The organism is uncultured Gordonia sp. (genome assembly GCF_937858515.1).
Lineage (GTDB): Bacteria > Actinomycetota > Actinomycetes > Mycobacteriales > Mycobacteriaceae > Gordonia.
Genome location: NZ_CALLZT010000120.1, coordinates 1 through 17,376 on the forward strand (window position 1 = coordinate 1; position 17,376 = coordinate 17,376).

Here is a 17,376-nt window from a genome sequence, read left to right on the forward strand (position 1 = left end):
ACAGACCGTGCAGCAGGTAGCCCAGGCTCGGCCGGGGCGGGGCACCGGCTTTGGCGAGTTCTTCATCGAGGATCACGTCGTATACGGGCGGCAGGTCGTGCCCACCGAACTTCGCCGGCCACGACAGCCCGAAGAAGCCTGCACCGTAAAGCGCCTGATGCCATTCGCCCTGCCGCGCCCAGTATTCGTCTCCGGAGGTCGGGAAATCCTTGGCGTTGTCGGCGAGCCAGGCGCGCAGCCGCGCGCGGAACTGCGCCTCGTCGGGCGAGTCACGATAGTCCACTGCTGATCTCCTTCAACGTGACGGGAAAGGTCTCGGTGTCCACGAGGACCCGGCGCAGATACAGGTGCGCCAGGCATTCCCAGGTGTTGCCGATGCCGCCGTGAACCTGAATCGAGTTCTCGCACACCGTCAGTGCCGACCGCGCCGCGTACACCTTGGCCATCTGCGCGGCCCGCACGGCCTCCTCGGGGTCGAGTTCATCAACGGCCCAGGCGGCGTGCCGCACGATGGAGACCATGCCCTCGATCAGGGCCAGGCCCTCGGCCAGCAGATGCGCCACGGCTTGATAGGAGCCGATGGTCTTGCCGTACTGTTCGCGGATCTTGGCGTAGTCGCACGCCAGGGCGTGTGCGCCGCGGGCGGCGCCGAGCAGGTCGGCCGCGGTGGCCACCAGTGCGAGTGCGTACCAGCGCCGGCCGTCGGCATCGGGGATCGTGCCCACCGAGTCGCCGCTACCGGCTACCTCTTTGGCCTCGCGCGTCAAGTCGGCGCACACAACGGATCCACCGGCGGCACCGAGCCGCACGGTGGTGCCGTCGAGGGTCGCCACCCGGTCGATGCCGCGAGCATCGACCGCGGTGCCGCCGACCGCGACGGTGACGCCCTCCCCGGTGCCCGAGGCGTGGCGAAGCAGGTCGTCGGCGAGGATCGGCCCGAGGAACGGTGCGTCGACGAGGCCGCGGGCGAGTTCTTCGGCAACGACGGCGACCTCGACACCCGATGCCCCGTCGGACCGCAGCGTCCGCCACCCCGAGCGTGCGAGTGCGGTGTCCAGCCTGTCGCGGCGATCGGCCGAGTCGAGGGCGGCCACCGATTCGGGTCCCAGGTCGGTGGCCAGTTTGGCGGCGGCGTCGCGCAGTTGCGCCTGCTCGCCGGTCAACCGTGCGTCCATCGGTCTCCTAACACGGATCTGGAGGTGTGAGATTCGGGGAACTTGAGAGGATGCTACCTCAGTATGAGAATATGATTCTCACAGTAATAGAACTGCAATACCGTCGTGGTTGGCAAGTGGCCGGCAGGCCCGCACCGGCACACGACGCCCAGCCCGAGCAGAGGAGAGGCCGTGTCGAGACCTCCGATGTACCAGCGCGCCACCGTCACCCGCGTCATCAAGGAGACTGCCGATGCGCGGACCTTCGTCCTGACCCCCGAGGACGGACCCATCGACTACCGCGCCGGCCAGTACTGCACCTTCCGCGTCGACGTCGACGGTGAGACGCTGCACCGCTCCTACTCGATGTCCAGTTCCCCTGACACCGACGACGAACTGCGCACCACCATCAAGCGCGTCCCGGGCGGCAAGGTGTCCAACTGGTTGCTCGACAACATCGCCGACGGCGACACCGTCGATATGACCAGGGCTTTCGGCACGTTCTGCCTGCGTGAGGGCCACCGGCCGGTGATCGGGTACAGCGGCGGCAGTGGCATCACACCGATCCTGTCGCTGGCCAAGTCGGCGCTGGCCACCACCGACCGCGACGTCTACCTGCTGTGCGCCGATCGCGACGCCGACGCCGCCATCTTCACCGCCGCCATCGATGATCTGGTCGCACGGTACCCGGAACGGCTTACCGTCCAGCGCAGCTTTGACGTCGAGAACGGCTTCCTCACCCGCGATACGGTGGCCAGGTTCCTCGGCGATCTGTCCGACGCCGACCACTACATCTGCGGTCCCGAGGCATTCATGGACGTGGTCGAGGAGGCCGTCACCGGCCGCGGCACCCTGTTCATCGAACGTTTCGGCGGTGCGACGCAGGCACCCGCCGACGCCACCACCGAACCCCCGGCCGCCGCCGACGAGGTCAGCGGCGAGATCACCATCAAGCTCGGGCGCAAGAAGGTCACCGTCTCCCGGCAGGCCGGCGAGACGATCCTGGAGGCCGCCCGGCGTGGCGGGCTCACCCCGCCGTTCTCCTGCGAGGCGGGCAACTGCGCGACCTGCATGGCCCATCTCGACGAGGGCACCGCGACGATGCGCGTCAACGACGCACTCGAGGACGACGAGATCGAGGACGGCTACACCCTGACCTGCCAAGCCGTACCGGACTGCGCCACAACTGTTGTCACGTACGAAGACTGACCAACACTAGGAAAGGTAAGACACCCATGGCCAAAGGCATCCTGCTGGTGGAGAGCCGCCCCAGCGCGCCCGAACGCGACGCCGAGTTCAACGAGTGGTATGAGAGCGTCCACATGCCCGAGGTGCTCGCCCTCGACGGCTTCGTCTCCGCCCGCCGGTTCCGCCCTGTCCGCCCGGGCGAACCCTACGTCGCTGTCTACGAGATCGACGCCGACGACGTCACGGCAGCAGCCAAGGGTGTGTTCGCGGCCGCCCAGAGCGGCGCGTTCAACATGAGCGACTCGATGCAGTTCGACCCCCCGCCCGCCATGCGCATCCTGGAACTGACCGCCGAACAATCGGCCCCGTAGCCTGCGAGGTGGGTACGTCAGGAGCCGAAAGGTCACCTGACCCTTCGCGACCCTCGCTCCTTCGTCGCAACGGCCTCAGGGATCAAGATGATTGGTCACACCCACCATCTTGATCCCCGAGGACGTTCACACAACACACCCACCTTCTCGACCCCCCGAAGAGCACCACAGAACACGCCCACCTTCTTGATCCCTGAGGGCGATGCGAGGAACGAGCGAGCGTCTCGAAGGGTCCGGCGAGATGAGGCTCCCAACTGACCTACCGGAGGTCTTTGGCCATGTAGGCCACGGCTTCGCGGGTGCGGTCGCGGGAGGCCCGGAGTTCTTCGCGGGTGTCGCCGATGGGCAGCAAGCGCATGGAGATGTCGGTGACGCCGGCGTCGATGTAACGCTGGAATCCGGCCGCGATCGCGTCCTCGTCACCGGCGAGGATCAGGTCGCCGGCATCACGCGCGTTGCCGTGATCGAGCAGACGCTGGTAATTCGGCGAGAACTCCGATTCGGTGAGCAGCTCGTTGGCACGTTCCCGAGCGGCATCGACTTCCGAAGTGCTGCAAAGGCATACGGGAATCCCGGCCACCACACGCGGAGCCGGGCGCCCGGCGGCCTCGGCGGCGGCATTGATACGGGGTGCGATGTGATCACCGATGGCCTTCTCGTCGGCCATCCACAGAATGGTCCCGTCGGTACGCTCGCCGGCGATCTTGAGCATCACCGGACCGAGCGCCGACAGCATCACCGGCAGCGGTGCGATCGGCCCGAGGTCAAGCGGGTTGTGCACGGTGAACGAGGCGTTCTCCACGTCGACCGGTCCCGGCCCGTGCAGCGCCTGATCGAGCACGTCGAGCACGTCGCGGGTGTACGCCGCGGGCTTCTCGTACGGGATGCCGAGCATGTCCTGCACGATCCAGTGGTGCGAGGGCCCCATACCGAGAACCACCCGGCCACCGGACACCGCGTGTGCCGAAAGCGCCTGCCGGGCAAGGGCGATCGGATGCTGGGCGTGCAGTGGCACGACTGCGGTACCGATCTCGACCCGGCTGGTGCGGGCCCCCACCGCAGCCACGGCGATCAGCGCGTCGAAGTCGCCGGGCACCTGCGGGATCCAGATGGAGTCGAAGCCGGCGTTCTCCGCCCACTCGGCATCTCTGATCATCCGGCCGAGTTTGCGTGCGGCGTCGCCGCCCTCGGGTCCCACCATCACGCCCATGCGCATGTTCTTCGCCTCCCAGCCGTCGGCACGCCGACCTCTGTTGAATATGCTACTTGCAGATTACGAGAATACCAATATCGTAGATGGTAGTCAGATTCTCATCAGGAGGCCCACCTATGAATGTCGATGATCTGGTGCTCATCAGCATCGACGACCACGTCGTCGAACCGCCCGACATGTTCCTGCGCCACGTACCCGAGAAGTATCGCGATCAGGCACCCGTCGTCTTCACCGACGACAACGGCGTCGACAAGTGGATGTACCAGGGCAAACAGGCCGGGGTGAGCGGTCTCAACGCCGTCGTGAGCTGGCCGGCCGAGGAGTGGGGCCGCGACCCGGCCGGTTTCGCCGAGATGCGTCCCGGTGTGTACGACGTCCACGAGCGCGTCCGCGACATGAGCCGCAACGGGATCTGGGGTTCGATGTGCTTCCCCACGTTCACCGGTTTCTCCGCCCGGCACCTCAACCAGTATCAGGACCCGGTCACCCTGGTCATGGTGTCGGCATACAACGACTGGCACATCGACGAATGGTGCGGCGCCTACCCCGAGCGTTTCGTCCCGCTCGCGCTGCTGCCCACCTGGAACGTCGAGGCGATGTGCGCGGAGATCCGCCGGGTGGCCGCCAAGGGCTGCCGCGCGGTCACCATGCCGGAGATCCCGCACCTGGAGGGCCTGCCGAGCTACCACGACATCGACTACTGGGGACCGGTGTTCCAGACCCTGTCCGACACCGGGCTAGTGATGTGCCTGCACATCGGATCGGGTTTCGGCGCCATCTCGATGGCCAAAGACGCCCCCATCGACAACCTGATTGTGCTGGCCACCCAGATCTCGGCAATCGCCGCGCAGGATCTGCTGTGGGGTCCGGCGATGCGCGCCTACCCGGATCTCAAGTTCGCCTTCTCCGAGGGCGGTATCGGCTGGATCCCGTTCTATCTCGACCGCTGCGACCGGCACTACACCAACCAGCGGTGGCTGCGTCGCGACTTCGGCGGCAAACTCCCCAGCGAGGTGTTCCGCGAGCATTCACTGGCCTGCTATGTCACCGACCCGACGGCGTTGTTGCTGCGCAACGAGATCGGGATCGACATCATCGCCTGGGAATGCGACTACCCGCATTCGGACTGCTTCTGGCCCAACGCCGCCGAGCTCATGCTCGACGAACTCAACCGCGCCGGTGCCTCGGATTCGGATATCGACAAGATCGGCTGGGAGAACTCGGCCCGCTTCTTCAATTGGGATCCGCTGAAAGACCGCACCCGCGAGGAGATCTCCGCCGGGACACTGCGTCGCGCCGCCGCCGACGTGGACGTGTCCATCCGGTCCCGCGCCGAATGGGCCCGCCGCTACCGCGACAAACAAGCTGCTTCGGCGACTTAATATGTGTCACTGATGATTCCGAAGTGGTCCGGCAATGCGCGGAAGGTCACCGGACCCTTCGTGACCCTCGCTCCTCCGTCGCAACGGCCTCAGGGATCAAGATGATCGGTCACGTAAACCCGAACGCACAGCACAACCGCTCCCGCCTCCAAGACCAAGACAATCGGTCACGTAAGCCTGAGCGCGCAGCAGAGCCGCGTCGGCCTCAGAGATCAAGATAATCGGTAGCGCCCACCCTTCTTGATCCCTGAGGGCGATGCGAGGTACGAGCGAGCGTCTCGAAGGGTCCGGTGACACGCGATCATGAGGTGACCACCTGCTCAGCAGCGGCCGCCCACAGGCCGGCGTAACGGCCACCGGCGGAGATCAATTCGTCGTGGGAGCCGTCTTCGACGATGATGCCGTTGTCCACCACCAGGATCCGGTGCGAGACGCGGGCGGTGTGCAGGCGGTGGGCGATGACGATGGTGGTGCGGCCACTGGCGACCAGACCCATCGCCCGCTGCACCCGGGCCTCGGTGGCCAGGTCCAGGTTGGCGGTGGCCTCGTCGAGCAGCAGGATCGCCGGATCCACCAGCAGCGCCCGGGCGAGGCTGAGCAACTGCCGTTGCCCGGCCGAGAGCGACGTGCCCTGTTCGCTGACCGGGGTGAGGTATCCGGCGGGCAGGCCGCGGATGAACTCGTGCGCACCGACCGCACGCGCGGCGCGCTCGACCTCGAGATCGGATGCGCCGGGCCGCCCGTAGGCGATATTAGACCGGATCGTGCCACTGAACAGGAACGGCTCCTGCGGAACGAATCCGAGCTGATGCCGGTAGGACGGCAGATCCAGATGTTTCAACGGCACACCGTCGACACGGACCGTGCCGGCGTCGGGGTCGTAGAACCGGGCGACGAGTTTCATCAGCGTCGATTTGCCCGCGCCGGTGGTCCCGACCAGCGCCACCACCTGCCCGGACGGAATGCGCAACGACACATCGTCCATCACCACCAGCCCGGTCGATTCGTAGGCGAAGGTGACGTGGTCGAGGTCGATGTCGCCCCGCAACCGGCCGGGCACCACGGGCGCCTCGGCAATCGGGGTGTCCGACGGGGTCCGCAACAGCTCACCGAGTTGTCCGGCGGCGACCTGGGCCTGCAGCCACTGGTCGAACACCGACGACAACTGCCGGATGGGTGCGAAGAACTGATCGAGATACAGCAGGAACGCGACGAGGACACCGGCGGTGAGGTTTCCGGCTGCGAACATGCCCGCCCCCACCCCGAGTGCGATCGCCTTGGCGATCACGCTGAGCAGGTCGATGAACGGGAAGAACCTGGCCTGCAACTCATACGAGCGTTCCCTGGCGGCGCAGTAGCTTTCGGCCAGCCTCGCGAATTGCCGCTCGTTGGCGCCCTGCCTGTTGTACGCCTGGCTGACCGTGACCCCGTTGAGACTTTCCTGCATATCGGCGTACAGAACCGAAATGCGTTCCCGGGCAACCAGATATGTTCGTGTCGAGAGCCGTCCGAAGACCGTGGTGGCCACTACCAGCGGTCCGATCACCACCGAAACGGCAAGCGCCAGAGCCGGGTTGAATACCGCCAGCACCACCGCGATCCCACCGCAGGTGAGCAGACTGACCAGCGCGGTCACCAGACCCTGTTGCAGCAGTTGGGCAAACGCCTCCACGTCGGAGGTCATCCGCGTCATGATCTTGCCGGCCTGGTGCTGCTCGTAGTAATTCAGCGAAAGTCGTTGCAGGTGAGCGAAAGTCCGCACCCGCAGACCGAACAGCATCCGCTCTGCCGTCCACTGGGTGAAGAACGTCATGTATCGCTGATTGACCCAGATGAATATCTGCAACGCCAGCAGCGACGCCACCACAACGTAGAGCACGGCGACCGAGTCACGCACGACACCGTGGTCGACGCCGAACCGGATGAGCGCGGGCCCGGCCAGCGATGCCAGCGCGTCGACGACCACGAGTAGCACACCGAGCGCGAGCGGCTTGGCGAACGGCGCGAACACGGCACCCATCGTGAAATGGCTGTTCGGCGCGGTCTGCTCGGCGAGGTCGACGTCGGGTTCGCCCGACAGCGGCGGCAGGGCGTCGACGGCGGCGAGCAGTTCGGGTGATTCAGTGGCCAGGCTGCCGAGCCGGGAGCTGTCGCTGATCGGTCCACCGCCGCCGGCCGACGAGCGGGCGAGTGCGTCCCCGGCGAAACTGCTCACCTTGGCCGCCCCCTCCCGGGAGACTCCGGCCGGCCAGGCAGCCGTATCCACCGCAGCCGTGTCGGTATCCGGCGTGAACGGGACATCGTCGGTGTCCGGGCCGGTCATCAGTTCCCGGAACAGCGCCGACCGTTCCTGCAGCTCATCCGGGGTGCCCTGATCGACGATCCGCCCGCCGTCGAGCACGACGACCCGGTCGGCCAGTTGCAGCGTCGAATAGCGTTTGGCGATCAGCACCGTGGTGCGCCCGGACAGTACCTCATCGAAGGATCGGTGGATGGCGTGTTCGGTGCGGGCGTCGATCGCCGAGGTCGCGTCGTCGAGCACCAGAACCCGCGGGTTGGCCAGGGCGGCCCGGGCCAGAGCGATGCGCTGACGCTGACCGCCGGACAGCGTGTACCCGCGTTCGCCGACCACTGTGGCGTACCCGCCCGGAAGTCCGGAGATGAAACCGTGGGCATGGGCGGCGATCGCGGCACGCTCTACTTCGCCGCGACCGACGCCGGGGCGGCCGAAGGCGATGTTGTCACCAATGGTGGTGGAGAACAGAAATCCTTCCTCGAACACCAGCCCCACCGCGCGCCGGACGGACGCGACCGAACAGTCCCGCAGATCCTGGCCGTCGATGCGGATCTGCCCGGCGGATGGATCGTAGAAGCGGGCGAGCAGCAAGGCCAGCGTCGACTTTCCGGAGCCGGACGCGCCGACAATCGCGAGCCGCTCACCTGGCTGCACGCGGAGCGTGATGTCGGTGAGCACCGGCTCGCCGCCCGGGTAGGCGAAGTCTGCATGGTCGATCTCGATCAGTCCGTGCCCGGCCAGGATCTCGGGGGCGTCGGGCCGGTCTGCGACCTCGGACTTCGAGTTCAGAAGATCGAGCAGCCGGGTCACTCCCGCCCGCGCCTGCTGACTGGTGGTGAGGATGCTCGACAGGAACCGGACAGGGGTGACCAGTTGCAGGATGTAACTCGAGAACGCCAGGTACACACCGAGAGTGATGTCGCCGCGCATCACCAGCAACCCGCCGAGGGCGAGCACCCCCACCTGGGTGAGGCCCGGGAACGCGTCGAGTGAGGCGGAGAACCGGGCGGTGATGCGGGCCGCACGCAGCCGCGACTGAAACAGCGTGCGCGCCTCGGTATTCAGAGAGTCCTGTTCCTGTGCCTCCTGACCGAATGCCTTCACCACCCGTACCCCGGTGATCGCCTCTTCGACCACGCCCGCCACCGACCCCTTGTACACGGCATCGGTGTAGCCGGCGGGGAAGGTCCGGGTCCGGAAGCGGGCCGCGACCCACAGGAACGCCGGGACAGCGATCACCATCACCAGCGACAGCAGCGGCGACAGATACAGCATCACCGCGAGCGCGCTCGCGAGCAGGGTGATGTTTCCGGCGAGCAGCCCGAGTTGCTGAAGGAACATCTGGATCAGCGTGAGGTCACTGGTGGCACGCGACATCACGTCGCCGGTACGGAACCGGCCCCGTGCGCTCGCGTCGAGGTGCTGCATGTGCCGGTGGACGAGTTCTTGCAGGTCACGCTGCCCGCGGGCGGCAGCACGGAAACCGACCGACCGGCGCAGGTACTGCAACCCGAAACAGACCACGCCCACCACGAGCAGGATGGTGATCCATGTCCCCAGCGACTGCCGGCCGGCGACGATGCAGTCGTCGACGATCCGCTGCTGGATCAGTGGTATCGCGGCCAGGGTGACCTGGGCGAGCACCGACAGCACGATGCCGGCGTGAATCCGGCGCAGGTTGGCCCGGCCCAGCAATGGTGCCAGCAATGTGAGTGTTCCCTGACCGCTTTTCACCTTCAAGCCCACCAGACCTCAATCCCTTCGACCGGTTTCCGACGCATTGATAAACATTACCGGACACCGCCGAATTCCCGCGGATCACCCACTGCCACCACATAATTGGTAAAGAATGCTTTATCTGTTCGCAATGAGTATTAATGTGTCCGGCGCGCCGGTGATCGCAATGGTTCCGTGATCAACGGACCCGATACCTGAAAGACGCGAGTTTCGGCCCCCCGTCTTTCGGGCCCCCGCCGTCGAACCGAACGGTTACCTTCCACTTCCCCGCAGCGGGAACGATGAGGCCGTCGCTTCGCCAAAGGACGCCACTCGCCGACGACACCCGGGCGACGGTGACAGGCAGCCGAGCGACGTTCGCGTCGGCCGATGACAATTCGATGTCGACGTCGGGATCGTCGGCCGGCTCCGGACTCCGGTATCGCACCGTGATGGTCTGATCACCGCGCCGGATCGTGTCGATATCGACATCCAATATCCGGGACGACCCGAAGTCCAGCGTGGCCTTCACCTGCGTGGTGTAGCTGTCCCGGGCGGGCGTCGTCGACGACAGTACGGCCGTCGCCGATGCGATCACCACCACCAGCGCGAGTTCCCCGGCGACGACTCCGCGCCGGGAATCACCACGAACGGATCGGCGGTACGCCCAGAATCCGACCGCCACGGCACCGGCGACCACGCCGGCCTTCACCAGCAGGACCACCCCGTACGTGGTGGTCCCGAGCGCTGCGAGCGGATCGACCTGCCACAGCGCCAGGATCACCCCGGACACGATCACGATCGCCACATGCGCGAGCGCCACCCGATGCCAGCGCGCGATGCGGACAGTCTCCGGGGCGAGCAACGCGAGCACCGCTACCCCACCGAGCCACACCGACATCGCGTACACGTGAATGAGTGTGTCGGCAAAGGCAACCGGCCACCGATCCGTCGACCCCCCGTGCCCGCCGAGGGTCACGGCGATCAGCGCGGACCCCGCCGCAACATATCCGGCGTATCGTCCGCCCCGGATCCGGGAGATACCCGCGGCGACAGTCAGATTCAGCACCGCGGCGAGCGCGATCGACCAACCAGCCCGGGTGTGCAGCACATCGTCCATCGCGCCCGTGGTGATCGAGGACAGACCGCCGGCGTGCTGCGTGCCCAGGACGGCGAGGCGGCCGAGCAGCCCGAGGAACAGGATCACCCCACCGGCCTGGTATACGACATGGAACCTGTTGCCGGACAGTAGCTCCGGCCACACCATGCGCGCGGCGAGCAGCAGTCCGACGGTGAGGATGACGCCGAGATAGACGGCCGCCTTCGCCGGCCACCCCCAGCGGGTCGCGGTATTGCTCGCTGCGGAGGCCACCGGTATCCCGCTCAGGTCCGTGACCGAGCCGACGGTGAACCGGATCGACAACGAGATCACATGGGTGTCGGCCGACACGGTGCGGACCGTGGCGAGGTAGGCGTCGTCGCCCAGCGAGCCGGACGGGTTGATCACCACCCGGCGGTTACCGTTCTCCAGCCGTACCCCCGACAGCCGTATCCGCTCACCGCCGGAGGTGATCAGCGACGCCGACCCACCGACGATGGTCACCGGCTCGCTCAGCTCGATGACCAGCACCTCCGGTGCCGTATCGACGTGAGCGCCGTCGGCCGGCGAACTCGAGACGACGGTGGCGTGCGCCGATGCGGGTGCTGCCGATGCCACCAGGACCGCACCGGCCAGCAGCGTCACGAGCAGTGCGGCGGCGGCCCGCAGCGCCGTCGTCATGACCGGGCCGGACCGCGCTCCCCGGTCCCGGCCGACACGAGATCACCTTCGGCACCGTCACGTTCAGCCGTGGCCGCTCCGTCGGCCGGCGCCGCGGGATCCGTTCGGCCCCGCTGCCAGAGTGCACCGCCCACGGCGGCGGCGGCCAGCGCCACGATCAATGCCGCGATGCCCAGCACCCGAGCCGCCCAGTCCGCCTTGTCCTGTTCGGCGGCAACGCTTTCCGCCTTGTGGTCGGCGGACTGCCCGTGCGCTCCGTCATGACCGGCCGATTCGGCGAGCGTCACCGACGGTGCCGGATGTTCGGGCTCGCTGGCGGCGTCGAGTGCCTCCTCGTCCCACCGCACGACGGTGCCGTCGCTATAACGCTGCTCGGTGGGCAGCGACACCGAATCGACGCCCGCGGGCCATTTTCCGCCCGAGAACGTGAACACCCCGAACTCGGTTGCGCCCAAACCATTGTCGGGATTGTTCGCCGTCCATTCGATGCGGCTGACCCGTTGGGCGGCGCCATCGGGTTCGGTGCTCACCTTGGCCGTCCAGCCGGGGATCGGCAGGGTTCTGGCCGAGGTCAGGTCGACCGACTCGGGGATGGTCACCGCCACCGCGGTGGTTCGCGCGGTATCCGATTCGGTGGGCACGATGAGCCGGACCTGACCGTATCCACCCTGGGCCGGTTGCACCGTCTGATCGGCGGAGACGTGTGCCGACGCGACGCCGGCGGCACCGAGGGCCGTCAGGCCCAGCACCCCGAACGTGACGACGGCAGCGCGTAACCCGCTCCGGATCGTTGCATGATTGTTGTGTGACATGACTGTTCATTGACCTTTCAAAGTCGGATGGGGCTCTGACCCGGTCTACCGGGCGCCTGAACTACCGGGCGCCTGAACTACCGGGCCGCGACCGTGCGGGCGCGATCAAGGTCGGCGATCACCAGATCCCGGATGATCGCCTCCACGAGGCGCGGGATGCCGGTGGGCAGGCTCGGGACGTCGCCGACGGGCAGCCCGAAGCTGGCATTGGAACCGATCGAGAACACGTGGATGTTCGCCAGCCACGGCGCCTGTCCGGGTTCGCGTTCGGTCAGCTGATAGCCGGGCCCGAGATACGGGACCACGCCGAGGGTTTCCGACTCCTGCCCGGCCGGCGGGGTGAACCTGTCCCGCCACAGCGCGATATGCGTTGCGATGGCGGACAATTCGGTCCGGGTCGCCGGGTTCTGCTGGTAGCCGGTGCCGGCGATGACGAAATCGTAGGTGGCGGTGCCGTCTTCGGCTTCCACCGTCACCTGGCCGTCGGCCTCGCGCGCCGAATGCCACGGCGCCGACACATGCAGCCGGTAGTTCTCGAACAGTGCCGCCCGCTCCACCGAATCGGCGGGCACACTGGCGCCGGCGGTCAACGTGGCCTTGCGCCGGCGCCACCGCTCGTCGTCGGGCAGATGGGCGAACACGTCCTGCACCAACCGGTTGATGGGCGGCCCCGCAGGATCGGGAATCACCAATTCGGGACGCCGGGTGTACACGTCGACACTCGCCGCTCCGGCCTCCAAAGCTGTTGCCGCCGCGTCGAATGCGGATGCAGCAGCGCCCAGCACCGCCACCGACTTACCGGCGAGGGCCGCGAAGTCAATCGCGTCGGCGGTGTGCGCGAACACCGCAGGCGACAGGTCCGCGACCGCCTCGGGGATGAGCGGTCCACCCGTTCCCGATACCCCGGTGGCCAGGATCAGCTTGCGGGTGGTCTCGACCCACCGCTCGGGCTGCGACGAACTTTCGGGATTCACCAGGTGCAGGGCGATGAGGTCGTCGCCGACGGATTCGATCGACTCCAGACGCACCCCGCGACGTACGTCGACGCCGACCTGTTCACGGAACCAGTCCAGGTAATCGGCCCAGTCGCCGGTGGGGATCCGGCCGATCGACTCGAACGCACCGTCGCCGCGCACGGTGTCGTACCAGGCCCGGAACGACAGTGCGGGAACGCCGAGCTCGGGGCCGGCGAGGGTCTTCGGGGTGCGCAGTGTTCGCATGCGCGCCTTGGTGCGCCAGGCAAGGTCGGCGGTGGTCGGAGCGGCATCGATCACGCTGATCCTGCGCACTCCGCGCCTACGCAGCCCGAACGCCGCACTGATCCCGGTCTGTCCGGCGCCGATGATCACCACGTCATGATCGGCACCGCCCGATTCGTCGATCAGGTTCGGGGTGTCCGGGTAGCCGAGGAGCTGCAACGATTCCTGTGCGTTCGCAGCCGCAGTGTTCTCGGAAAGCCCAGCGTTCTCGGAAAGCCCTGCATTCTCTGAAAGCCCTGCATTCGAGGGATTGTCAACAGTCATAGGACCAGACAGTAGGCACAGTGCGCCGCCGAATAGCCGAACTTCTTCTACGTGAATCTTTTAGCGCCGCAAGGTTGACCGGAAACGGTGGCGAACGCACGATGGGGCCACCGCAATTGACGACTATTCTGGAGATACTTGTGACCGACATCATCGAATCACCCGCCCTTTCAACACAATCGGATGCTGAACCGGCGCCGTCCACAGCCGGTCAGCCCACCGCGGCGCCGCCGCTCGATTCACCCGAACTGCGGGAGATCATCGCCGAGATCGCCGAGGATGCCCGGCGGCGCAGGCAGTCCGGCGGTGGCCGTCCCGAACTGGCGCTGAAACTGATCCGCTCGCACCGGCTCGGCGCGGTTCGGCTGCCGATCGAACTCGGCGGCGCCGGATATTCCAAGCGCGACCTGTACACCCTGATCATCCGGCTCGCCGAGGCCGATCCGGATGTGCCACACATCCTGCGCATCCATTGGGGTTTCACCGAGGACCGGCTGCGGCTGCGGGGTCAGGAGAGCGACCGGCAGTGGCTCGCGGACATCGCCGACGGCGTCCTCTACGGCGGCGTGTCGTCCGAACTGACCACCAAGACGGTCGGCACCTACAACTACGACACCACCCTCACCGTCGACGGCGACGGATTCCGGCTCAACGGCAAGAAGTTCTACAGCACCGGCAGTCTCTACTCGGACTACCTGAGGGTCACCGCCAGTGACGATTCCGGTGCGCAGCGGGCAGCTCTCATCCCCGCCGACCGCGAGGGCGTCATCCACGCCGACGACTGGGACGGCATCGGACAGGCTCAAACCGGCAGTGGCACCACCATTCTCGACAACGTGTACGTCTCCTCCGACGAGTTGATCCGATTCGACAGCCCGGAGGATCCGTCCCGGCCACGCGGTTCGCAGCCCCAGCTGATCCTGCACGCGATCGCCGCCGGAATCCTGCGGGCGGTGGTGGCCGACGCTGCCGACCTACTGCGTACCCGAAGCCGCACGTATGTGTATGCGGCAGCACCGAATCCCACCGAGGACCCGCAGTTGCTGGAGGTCGTCGGTCGGCTGTCGTCCGCGGCATTCGTTGCGGAAGCAACGGTTCTTGCCGCCGCCGACGCCCAGGACGACGCGGCCGCGTACGCGATCGCCAACGGTGTCGTCTGCGATCACCGGGAACAGCATGCCTCGCTGCTGGCGGCGAAAACCAAGGTGGGCATAGAGGATCTGGCACTGAAGGCCGCCGGCGACCTGTTCGCGGTGGGCGGCGCTTCGGCCACCCGTTCGTCGGCGCATCTCGACCGGCACTGGCGCAATCTGCGAACCCTGTTCTCCCACAACCCGACCCCGTACAAGGCGCGGGTACTCGGCGATCATGCCGTCAACGGCACCCCCATCCCCAAGGCCGGCTTCTTCTGACCTGGGAGCCTGGTGTCACCGGACCCTTCGTGACGCTGTCGGCTCGCAAGCTCGCGCGACAGCCCTCAGGGATCAAGACGTTTGGTCACCCCAACCCTCTTGATCCCTGAGGCCGAAACAACGAACCTGAGGCCGAAACAACGAAGAAGACGCTCGGCCACCCCAACCCTCTAGCCCCCCGACGCCGAACCAACGAAGAAGATGCTTTGGTCACCCCAACCCTCTTGCCCCCTGAGGCCGAAGCGACGAAGAAGATGTTCTTGTCACGCCAACCATCTTGATCCCTGAGGCCGAAGCGACGAAGGAGCGAGGGTCACGAAGGGTCCGGTGACCTTTCGGCACCTGACGCACCCACCTCGAACGACACCGGCCACCTCAGGCGACCGAGACCCACGAACCGGTGATCGAGGCCTCCACTTCGGCGGCCACTTCCTGCAGAACACGCACGGCGGCAAGGGCGTTGGGGTCTTCCAGGCGCCCGGCGCGGGTCACCACCTCGATACGCCGGCTTTCCAGGTCGAGTCCTTCGACCACCAGCGGTGCGAGTTGTTCGGAGACCGCCAGCGCCGGCACAAGCGCGACCGCGATGCCGGCGGCGGCGAGTTCGCAGGCGTTGGCCGCCCCCATCGTCTGGTGGGTGATGTGCGGGGTGAAGCCGACCCTGTCGGCGGCCCGCAGGAGTGCGGTGTGCAGTCCCGAACCGGGAATGCCGGTGGCCCACGAATCCTCGGCCAGCGCACCCAGACCCCCGCAGCGGATCGCCGCATGCCGGTTCTGCGCCGCGAGCAGCACCATCGGCTCGGTCAACAGCGGAATACCACGCAGCCCGCTGAACGATTCATGGCGCCCGAAGTCGTATTCGCAGGTGATCGCGAGGTCCGCCTCGCCCTGCCGCAGCTGCCGCAATGCGTCGGCGCGACCGAGCTGACGAATCTGCACACCGATCTCGGGGTCCACCTGCGCGAGACGGACGGTCATCGGGGCCGCGAGCAACCGGACACCGAGATTGAACGACGCCACGATCAGCCGCCCCGAGGTCCGATCGGCGGTGGAGGCGACCGCGCTGAGTGCCTCGTCGACCGCCCCGAGCACGCGGCGGGCATGTTCGGCGAGCACCAGCCCGCCCCGGGTGAGCCCCAGTGTCCGGCCCTCACGCCGGAACAGAGTCGCCCCCGCCTCGTCTTCGAGTACCCGAAGCTGTTGCGACACCGCCGAACTCGTGATGGATCGACGTTCGGCCACAGCAGTGACGGTCCCCAGCTCCGCGAGATCGCAGAGCAACATCATTCGCCGAAGGTCCAGCATGAGACATCCTCCTCCAGTTCGCGGACAGGAGCCCCAGTATGGTGCCGGGCGCCACCGGAGCACCCTGTTGCACCCAGCCTGGCGAAATCTACCGACGGCAAGTCACCGTGCGTAGACCGCGAAGTGCGCCGTCCGCACCCGCGGTGCCAGCCCCCGCACCTGTAGGAACTGCGCCGCACGGGCCCGGACCTGCGCGATGTCGGAGTCGAGCAGCGCCGCACCGCCCGCCGCGACGACGGCCGCCGTGGTGGCGCGGACAGCGAGTTCGTTGAGCACCGCACGCCACTGTGGATCCGGCAGCGGTGTGGCCGCCGCAGTCTCCAGTTCCGCGGACAGCGCGAGCAAATGAGTGTCGTCGCCGGCGATGCGCAGCGCGTCATCGAGCGCGGCGCGGGCGAGACCGTACGGTCCGGCAGGCGCGATCGCGGCCAGATCCGCATCATCGACGTCGGGATTCAGGTGTTTGGCCCGTTGCAATTCCTGCACGCGGGTGCCGTCACGGTGACGATACTCCTCAACGGCGACGACCTCCGTGACCAGCGCATCGGGCAGAAAGTATCCGTCGAGTCTCAGTTCCGCTGTGCGGGAGCCATATACCGCCGCGAGCGGGAGAACCTGGCCGCTGATCGACGCATCGTCGAGATGGCCGATCCCGAACACGAATTCCTCGCGCTGCTCATCGACGGCGCCGAGCCAGATGATGTCGGTCAGCCCCCAGCCCGAATGCCACCCGATCACCCCGTCGATGCGATATCCGCCGGCGACGCGGGTGGCGACGGTGCCGCGGCGTTTCGGCCAGCTCCGCACATGCCCCATCCCCGCACCGCCGATCAGTTCACCCGAGGCCAGCTTCGGCAGCAGTTCAAGCGCGTCATCGGTTCCCGCAGTGACCGCCGGCAGCACCGGCGCACCGTGCTGCGTGACGATCGTCGCCGTCGACGGGTCCACGCCGAACAGCAGATTGTTCACCGCATTCACCACCCGCGGCGGCAGTTTCAGTCCGCCGTACTGTTCGGGGACGAACAGCCGGTGGTAGCCGATCTCCCGCAGGCCGTCGATATGCGAGCGCGGAACCTCGGTGCGGTCGACCTCGACGGCGCGTGGGGTCAGTACCTCGGCCGCGAAACGCACGAACTCCTGGTACATGGGATGCGCCGTCGGGTCGGCGTCGACCAGTGCGGCGGTGACGACTGCTGAGGTGATATCGGCTGTGGTGGTCATGAT

The 17,376-nt window shown here is 67.0% G+C and carries 13 protein-coding genes; 4 read left to right on the top strand and 9 right to left on the bottom strand.

Features of this window, described 5'->3' with window-relative positions:
• Both Q0627_RS10770 and Q0627_RS10775 read right to left on the bottom strand, forming a co-directional pair.
• Nucleotides 1-283: acyl-CoA dehydrogenase family protein (locus tag Q0627_RS10770; protein ID WP_298809676.1), on the bottom strand; the 283-nt coding region annotated here is incomplete at its 3' end.
• Nucleotides 270-1,175 carry an acyl-CoA dehydrogenase family protein gene (locus Q0627_RS10775; RefSeq protein ID WP_291015063.1) on the bottom strand — a complete coding sequence of 302 codons (906 nt, stop codon included), beginning with the start codon at nucleotides 1,173-1,175 and terminating at the stop codon, nucleotides 270-272. The genes Q0627_RS10770 and Q0627_RS10775, both read right to left, overlap by 14 nt.
• Nucleotides 1,176-1,346: 171 nt before the next feature.
• On the opposite strand from Q0627_RS10775, the gene Q0627_RS10780 reads away from it, so the two are divergent.
• Entirely contained in the window at nucleotides 1,347-2,363 is a 1,017-nt protein-coding gene (locus Q0627_RS10780; protein WP_291015066.1) for a ferredoxin--NADP reductase, read from the top strand.
• Nucleotides 2,364-2,389: 26 nt separating this feature from the next.
• Nucleotides 2,390-2,713 (top strand): DUF4286 family protein, encoded by a 324-nt coding sequence (locus Q0627_RS10785; RefSeq protein ID WP_291015068.1) that lies wholly within the window; start codon nucleotides 2,390-2,392, stop codon nucleotides 2,711-2,713.
• A gap of 259 nt (nucleotides 2,714-2,972) precedes the next feature.
• Here Q0627_RS10785 and Q0627_RS10790 read toward each other — a convergent pair whose 3' ends face one another.
• Entirely contained in the window at nucleotides 2,973-3,929 is a 957-nt protein-coding gene (locus tag Q0627_RS10790) for an LLM class F420-dependent oxidoreductase (protein ID WP_291017914.1), read from the bottom strand.
• Nucleotides 3,930-4,042: 113 nt separating this feature from the next.
• Here Q0627_RS10790 and Q0627_RS10795 point away from each other — a divergent pair, with 113 nt between their 5' ends.
• On the top strand, nucleotides 4,043-5,308 hold the full coding sequence (locus tag Q0627_RS10795) for an amidohydrolase family protein (RefSeq protein ID WP_298809688.1): 1,266 nt from the start codon (nucleotides 4,043-4,045) through the stop codon (nucleotides 5,306-5,308).
• Between the two features lie 301 nt (nucleotides 5,309-5,609).
• Here Q0627_RS10795 and Q0627_RS10800 read toward each other — a convergent pair whose 3' ends face one another.
• The 4 genes from Q0627_RS10800 to Q0627_RS10815 all read right to left on the bottom strand — a co-directional run bounded on the left by Q0627_RS10800 (nucleotide 5,610) and on the right by Q0627_RS10815 (nucleotide 13,435).
• Nucleotides 5,610-9,311, bottom strand: a complete 3,702-nt coding sequence (locus tag Q0627_RS10800) for an ABC transporter ATP-binding protein (RefSeq protein ID WP_298809691.1) — start codon at nucleotides 9,309-9,311, stop codon at nucleotides 5,610-5,612.
• A gap of 208 nt (nucleotides 9,312-9,519) precedes the next feature.
• The gene (locus Q0627_RS10805; protein WP_298809694.1) at nucleotides 9,520-11,100 is read right to left on the bottom strand and encodes a copper resistance protein CopC; all 1,581 of its coding nucleotides are present in this window, start codon (nucleotides 11,098-11,100) and stop codon (nucleotides 9,520-9,522) included.
• Nucleotides 11,097-11,912, bottom strand: a complete 816-nt coding sequence (locus tag Q0627_RS10810) for a YcnI family protein (protein ID WP_298809696.1) — start codon at nucleotides 11,910-11,912, stop codon at nucleotides 11,097-11,099. The genes Q0627_RS10805 and Q0627_RS10810 overlap by 4 nt, the downstream gene beginning before the upstream one ends.
• Nucleotides 11,913-11,989: 77 nt before the next feature.
• On the bottom strand, nucleotides 11,990-13,435 hold the full coding sequence (locus Q0627_RS10815; protein ID WP_298809699.1) for an NAD(P)/FAD-dependent oxidoreductase: 1,446 nt from the start codon (nucleotides 13,433-13,435) through the stop codon (nucleotides 11,990-11,992).
• Between the two features lie 140 nt (nucleotides 13,436-13,575).
• Here Q0627_RS10815 and Q0627_RS10820 point away from each other — a divergent pair, with 140 nt between their 5' ends.
• Nucleotides 13,576-14,847, top strand: coding sequence for an acyl-CoA dehydrogenase (locus tag Q0627_RS10820; RefSeq protein WP_298809702.1), 1,272 nt, complete (start codon nucleotides 13,576-13,578; stop codon nucleotides 14,845-14,847).
• A 375-nt stretch (nucleotides 14,848-15,222) separates the two neighbouring features.
• On the opposite strand, the gene Q0627_RS10825 is transcribed toward Q0627_RS10820, so the two are convergent.
• Nucleotides 15,223-16,152 carry a LysR family transcriptional regulator gene (locus tag Q0627_RS10825; protein ID WP_298809705.1) on the bottom strand — a complete coding sequence of 310 codons (930 nt, stop codon included), beginning with the start codon at nucleotides 16,150-16,152 and terminating at the stop codon, nucleotides 15,223-15,225.
• 102 nt (nucleotides 16,153-16,254) lie between these two features.
• On the bottom strand, nucleotides 16,255-17,373 hold the full coding sequence (locus Q0627_RS10830; RefSeq protein ID WP_291015076.1) for an acyl-CoA dehydrogenase family protein: 1,119 nt from the start codon (nucleotides 17,371-17,373) through the stop codon (nucleotides 16,255-16,257).
• Nucleotides 17,374-17,376: the final 3 nt, after the last annotated feature.

Bases quoted from the DNA above. Each gene is read 5' to 3' on its own strand.
- Q0627_RS10775 (WP_291015063.1), bottom strand. From the start codon at position 1,175: ATGGACGCACGGTTGACCGGCGAGCAGGCGCAACTGCGCGACGCCGCC.
- Q0627_RS10785 (WP_291015068.1), top strand. From the start codon at position 2,390: ATGGCCAAAGGCATCCTGCTGGTGGAGAGCCGCCCCAGCGCGCCCGAA.
- Q0627_RS10790 (WP_291017914.1), bottom strand. From the start codon at position 3,929: ATGCGCATGGGCGTGATGGTGGGACCCGAGGGCGGCGACGCCGCACGC.
- Q0627_RS10795 (WP_298809688.1), top strand. From the start codon at position 4,043: ATGAATGTCGATGATCTGGTGCTCATCAGCATCGACGACCACGTCGTC.
- Q0627_RS10805 (WP_298809694.1), bottom strand. From the start codon at position 11,100: ATGACGACGGCGCTGCGGGCCGCCGCCGCACTGCTCGTGACGCTGCTG.
- Q0627_RS10810 (WP_298809696.1), bottom strand. From the start codon at position 11,912: ATGTCACACAACAATCATGCAACGATCCGGAGCGGGTTACGCGCTGCC.
- Q0627_RS10815 (WP_298809699.1), bottom strand. From the start codon at position 13,435: ATGACTGTTGACAATCCCTCGAATGCAGGGCTTTCAGAGAATGCAGGG.
- Q0627_RS10825 (WP_298809705.1), bottom strand. From the start codon at position 16,152: ATGCTGGACCTTCGGCGAATGATGTTGCTCTGCGATCTCGCGGAGCTG.
- Q0627_RS10830 (WP_291015076.1), bottom strand. From the start codon at position 17,373: ATGACCACCACAGCCGATATCACCTCAGCAGTCGTCACCGCCGCACTG.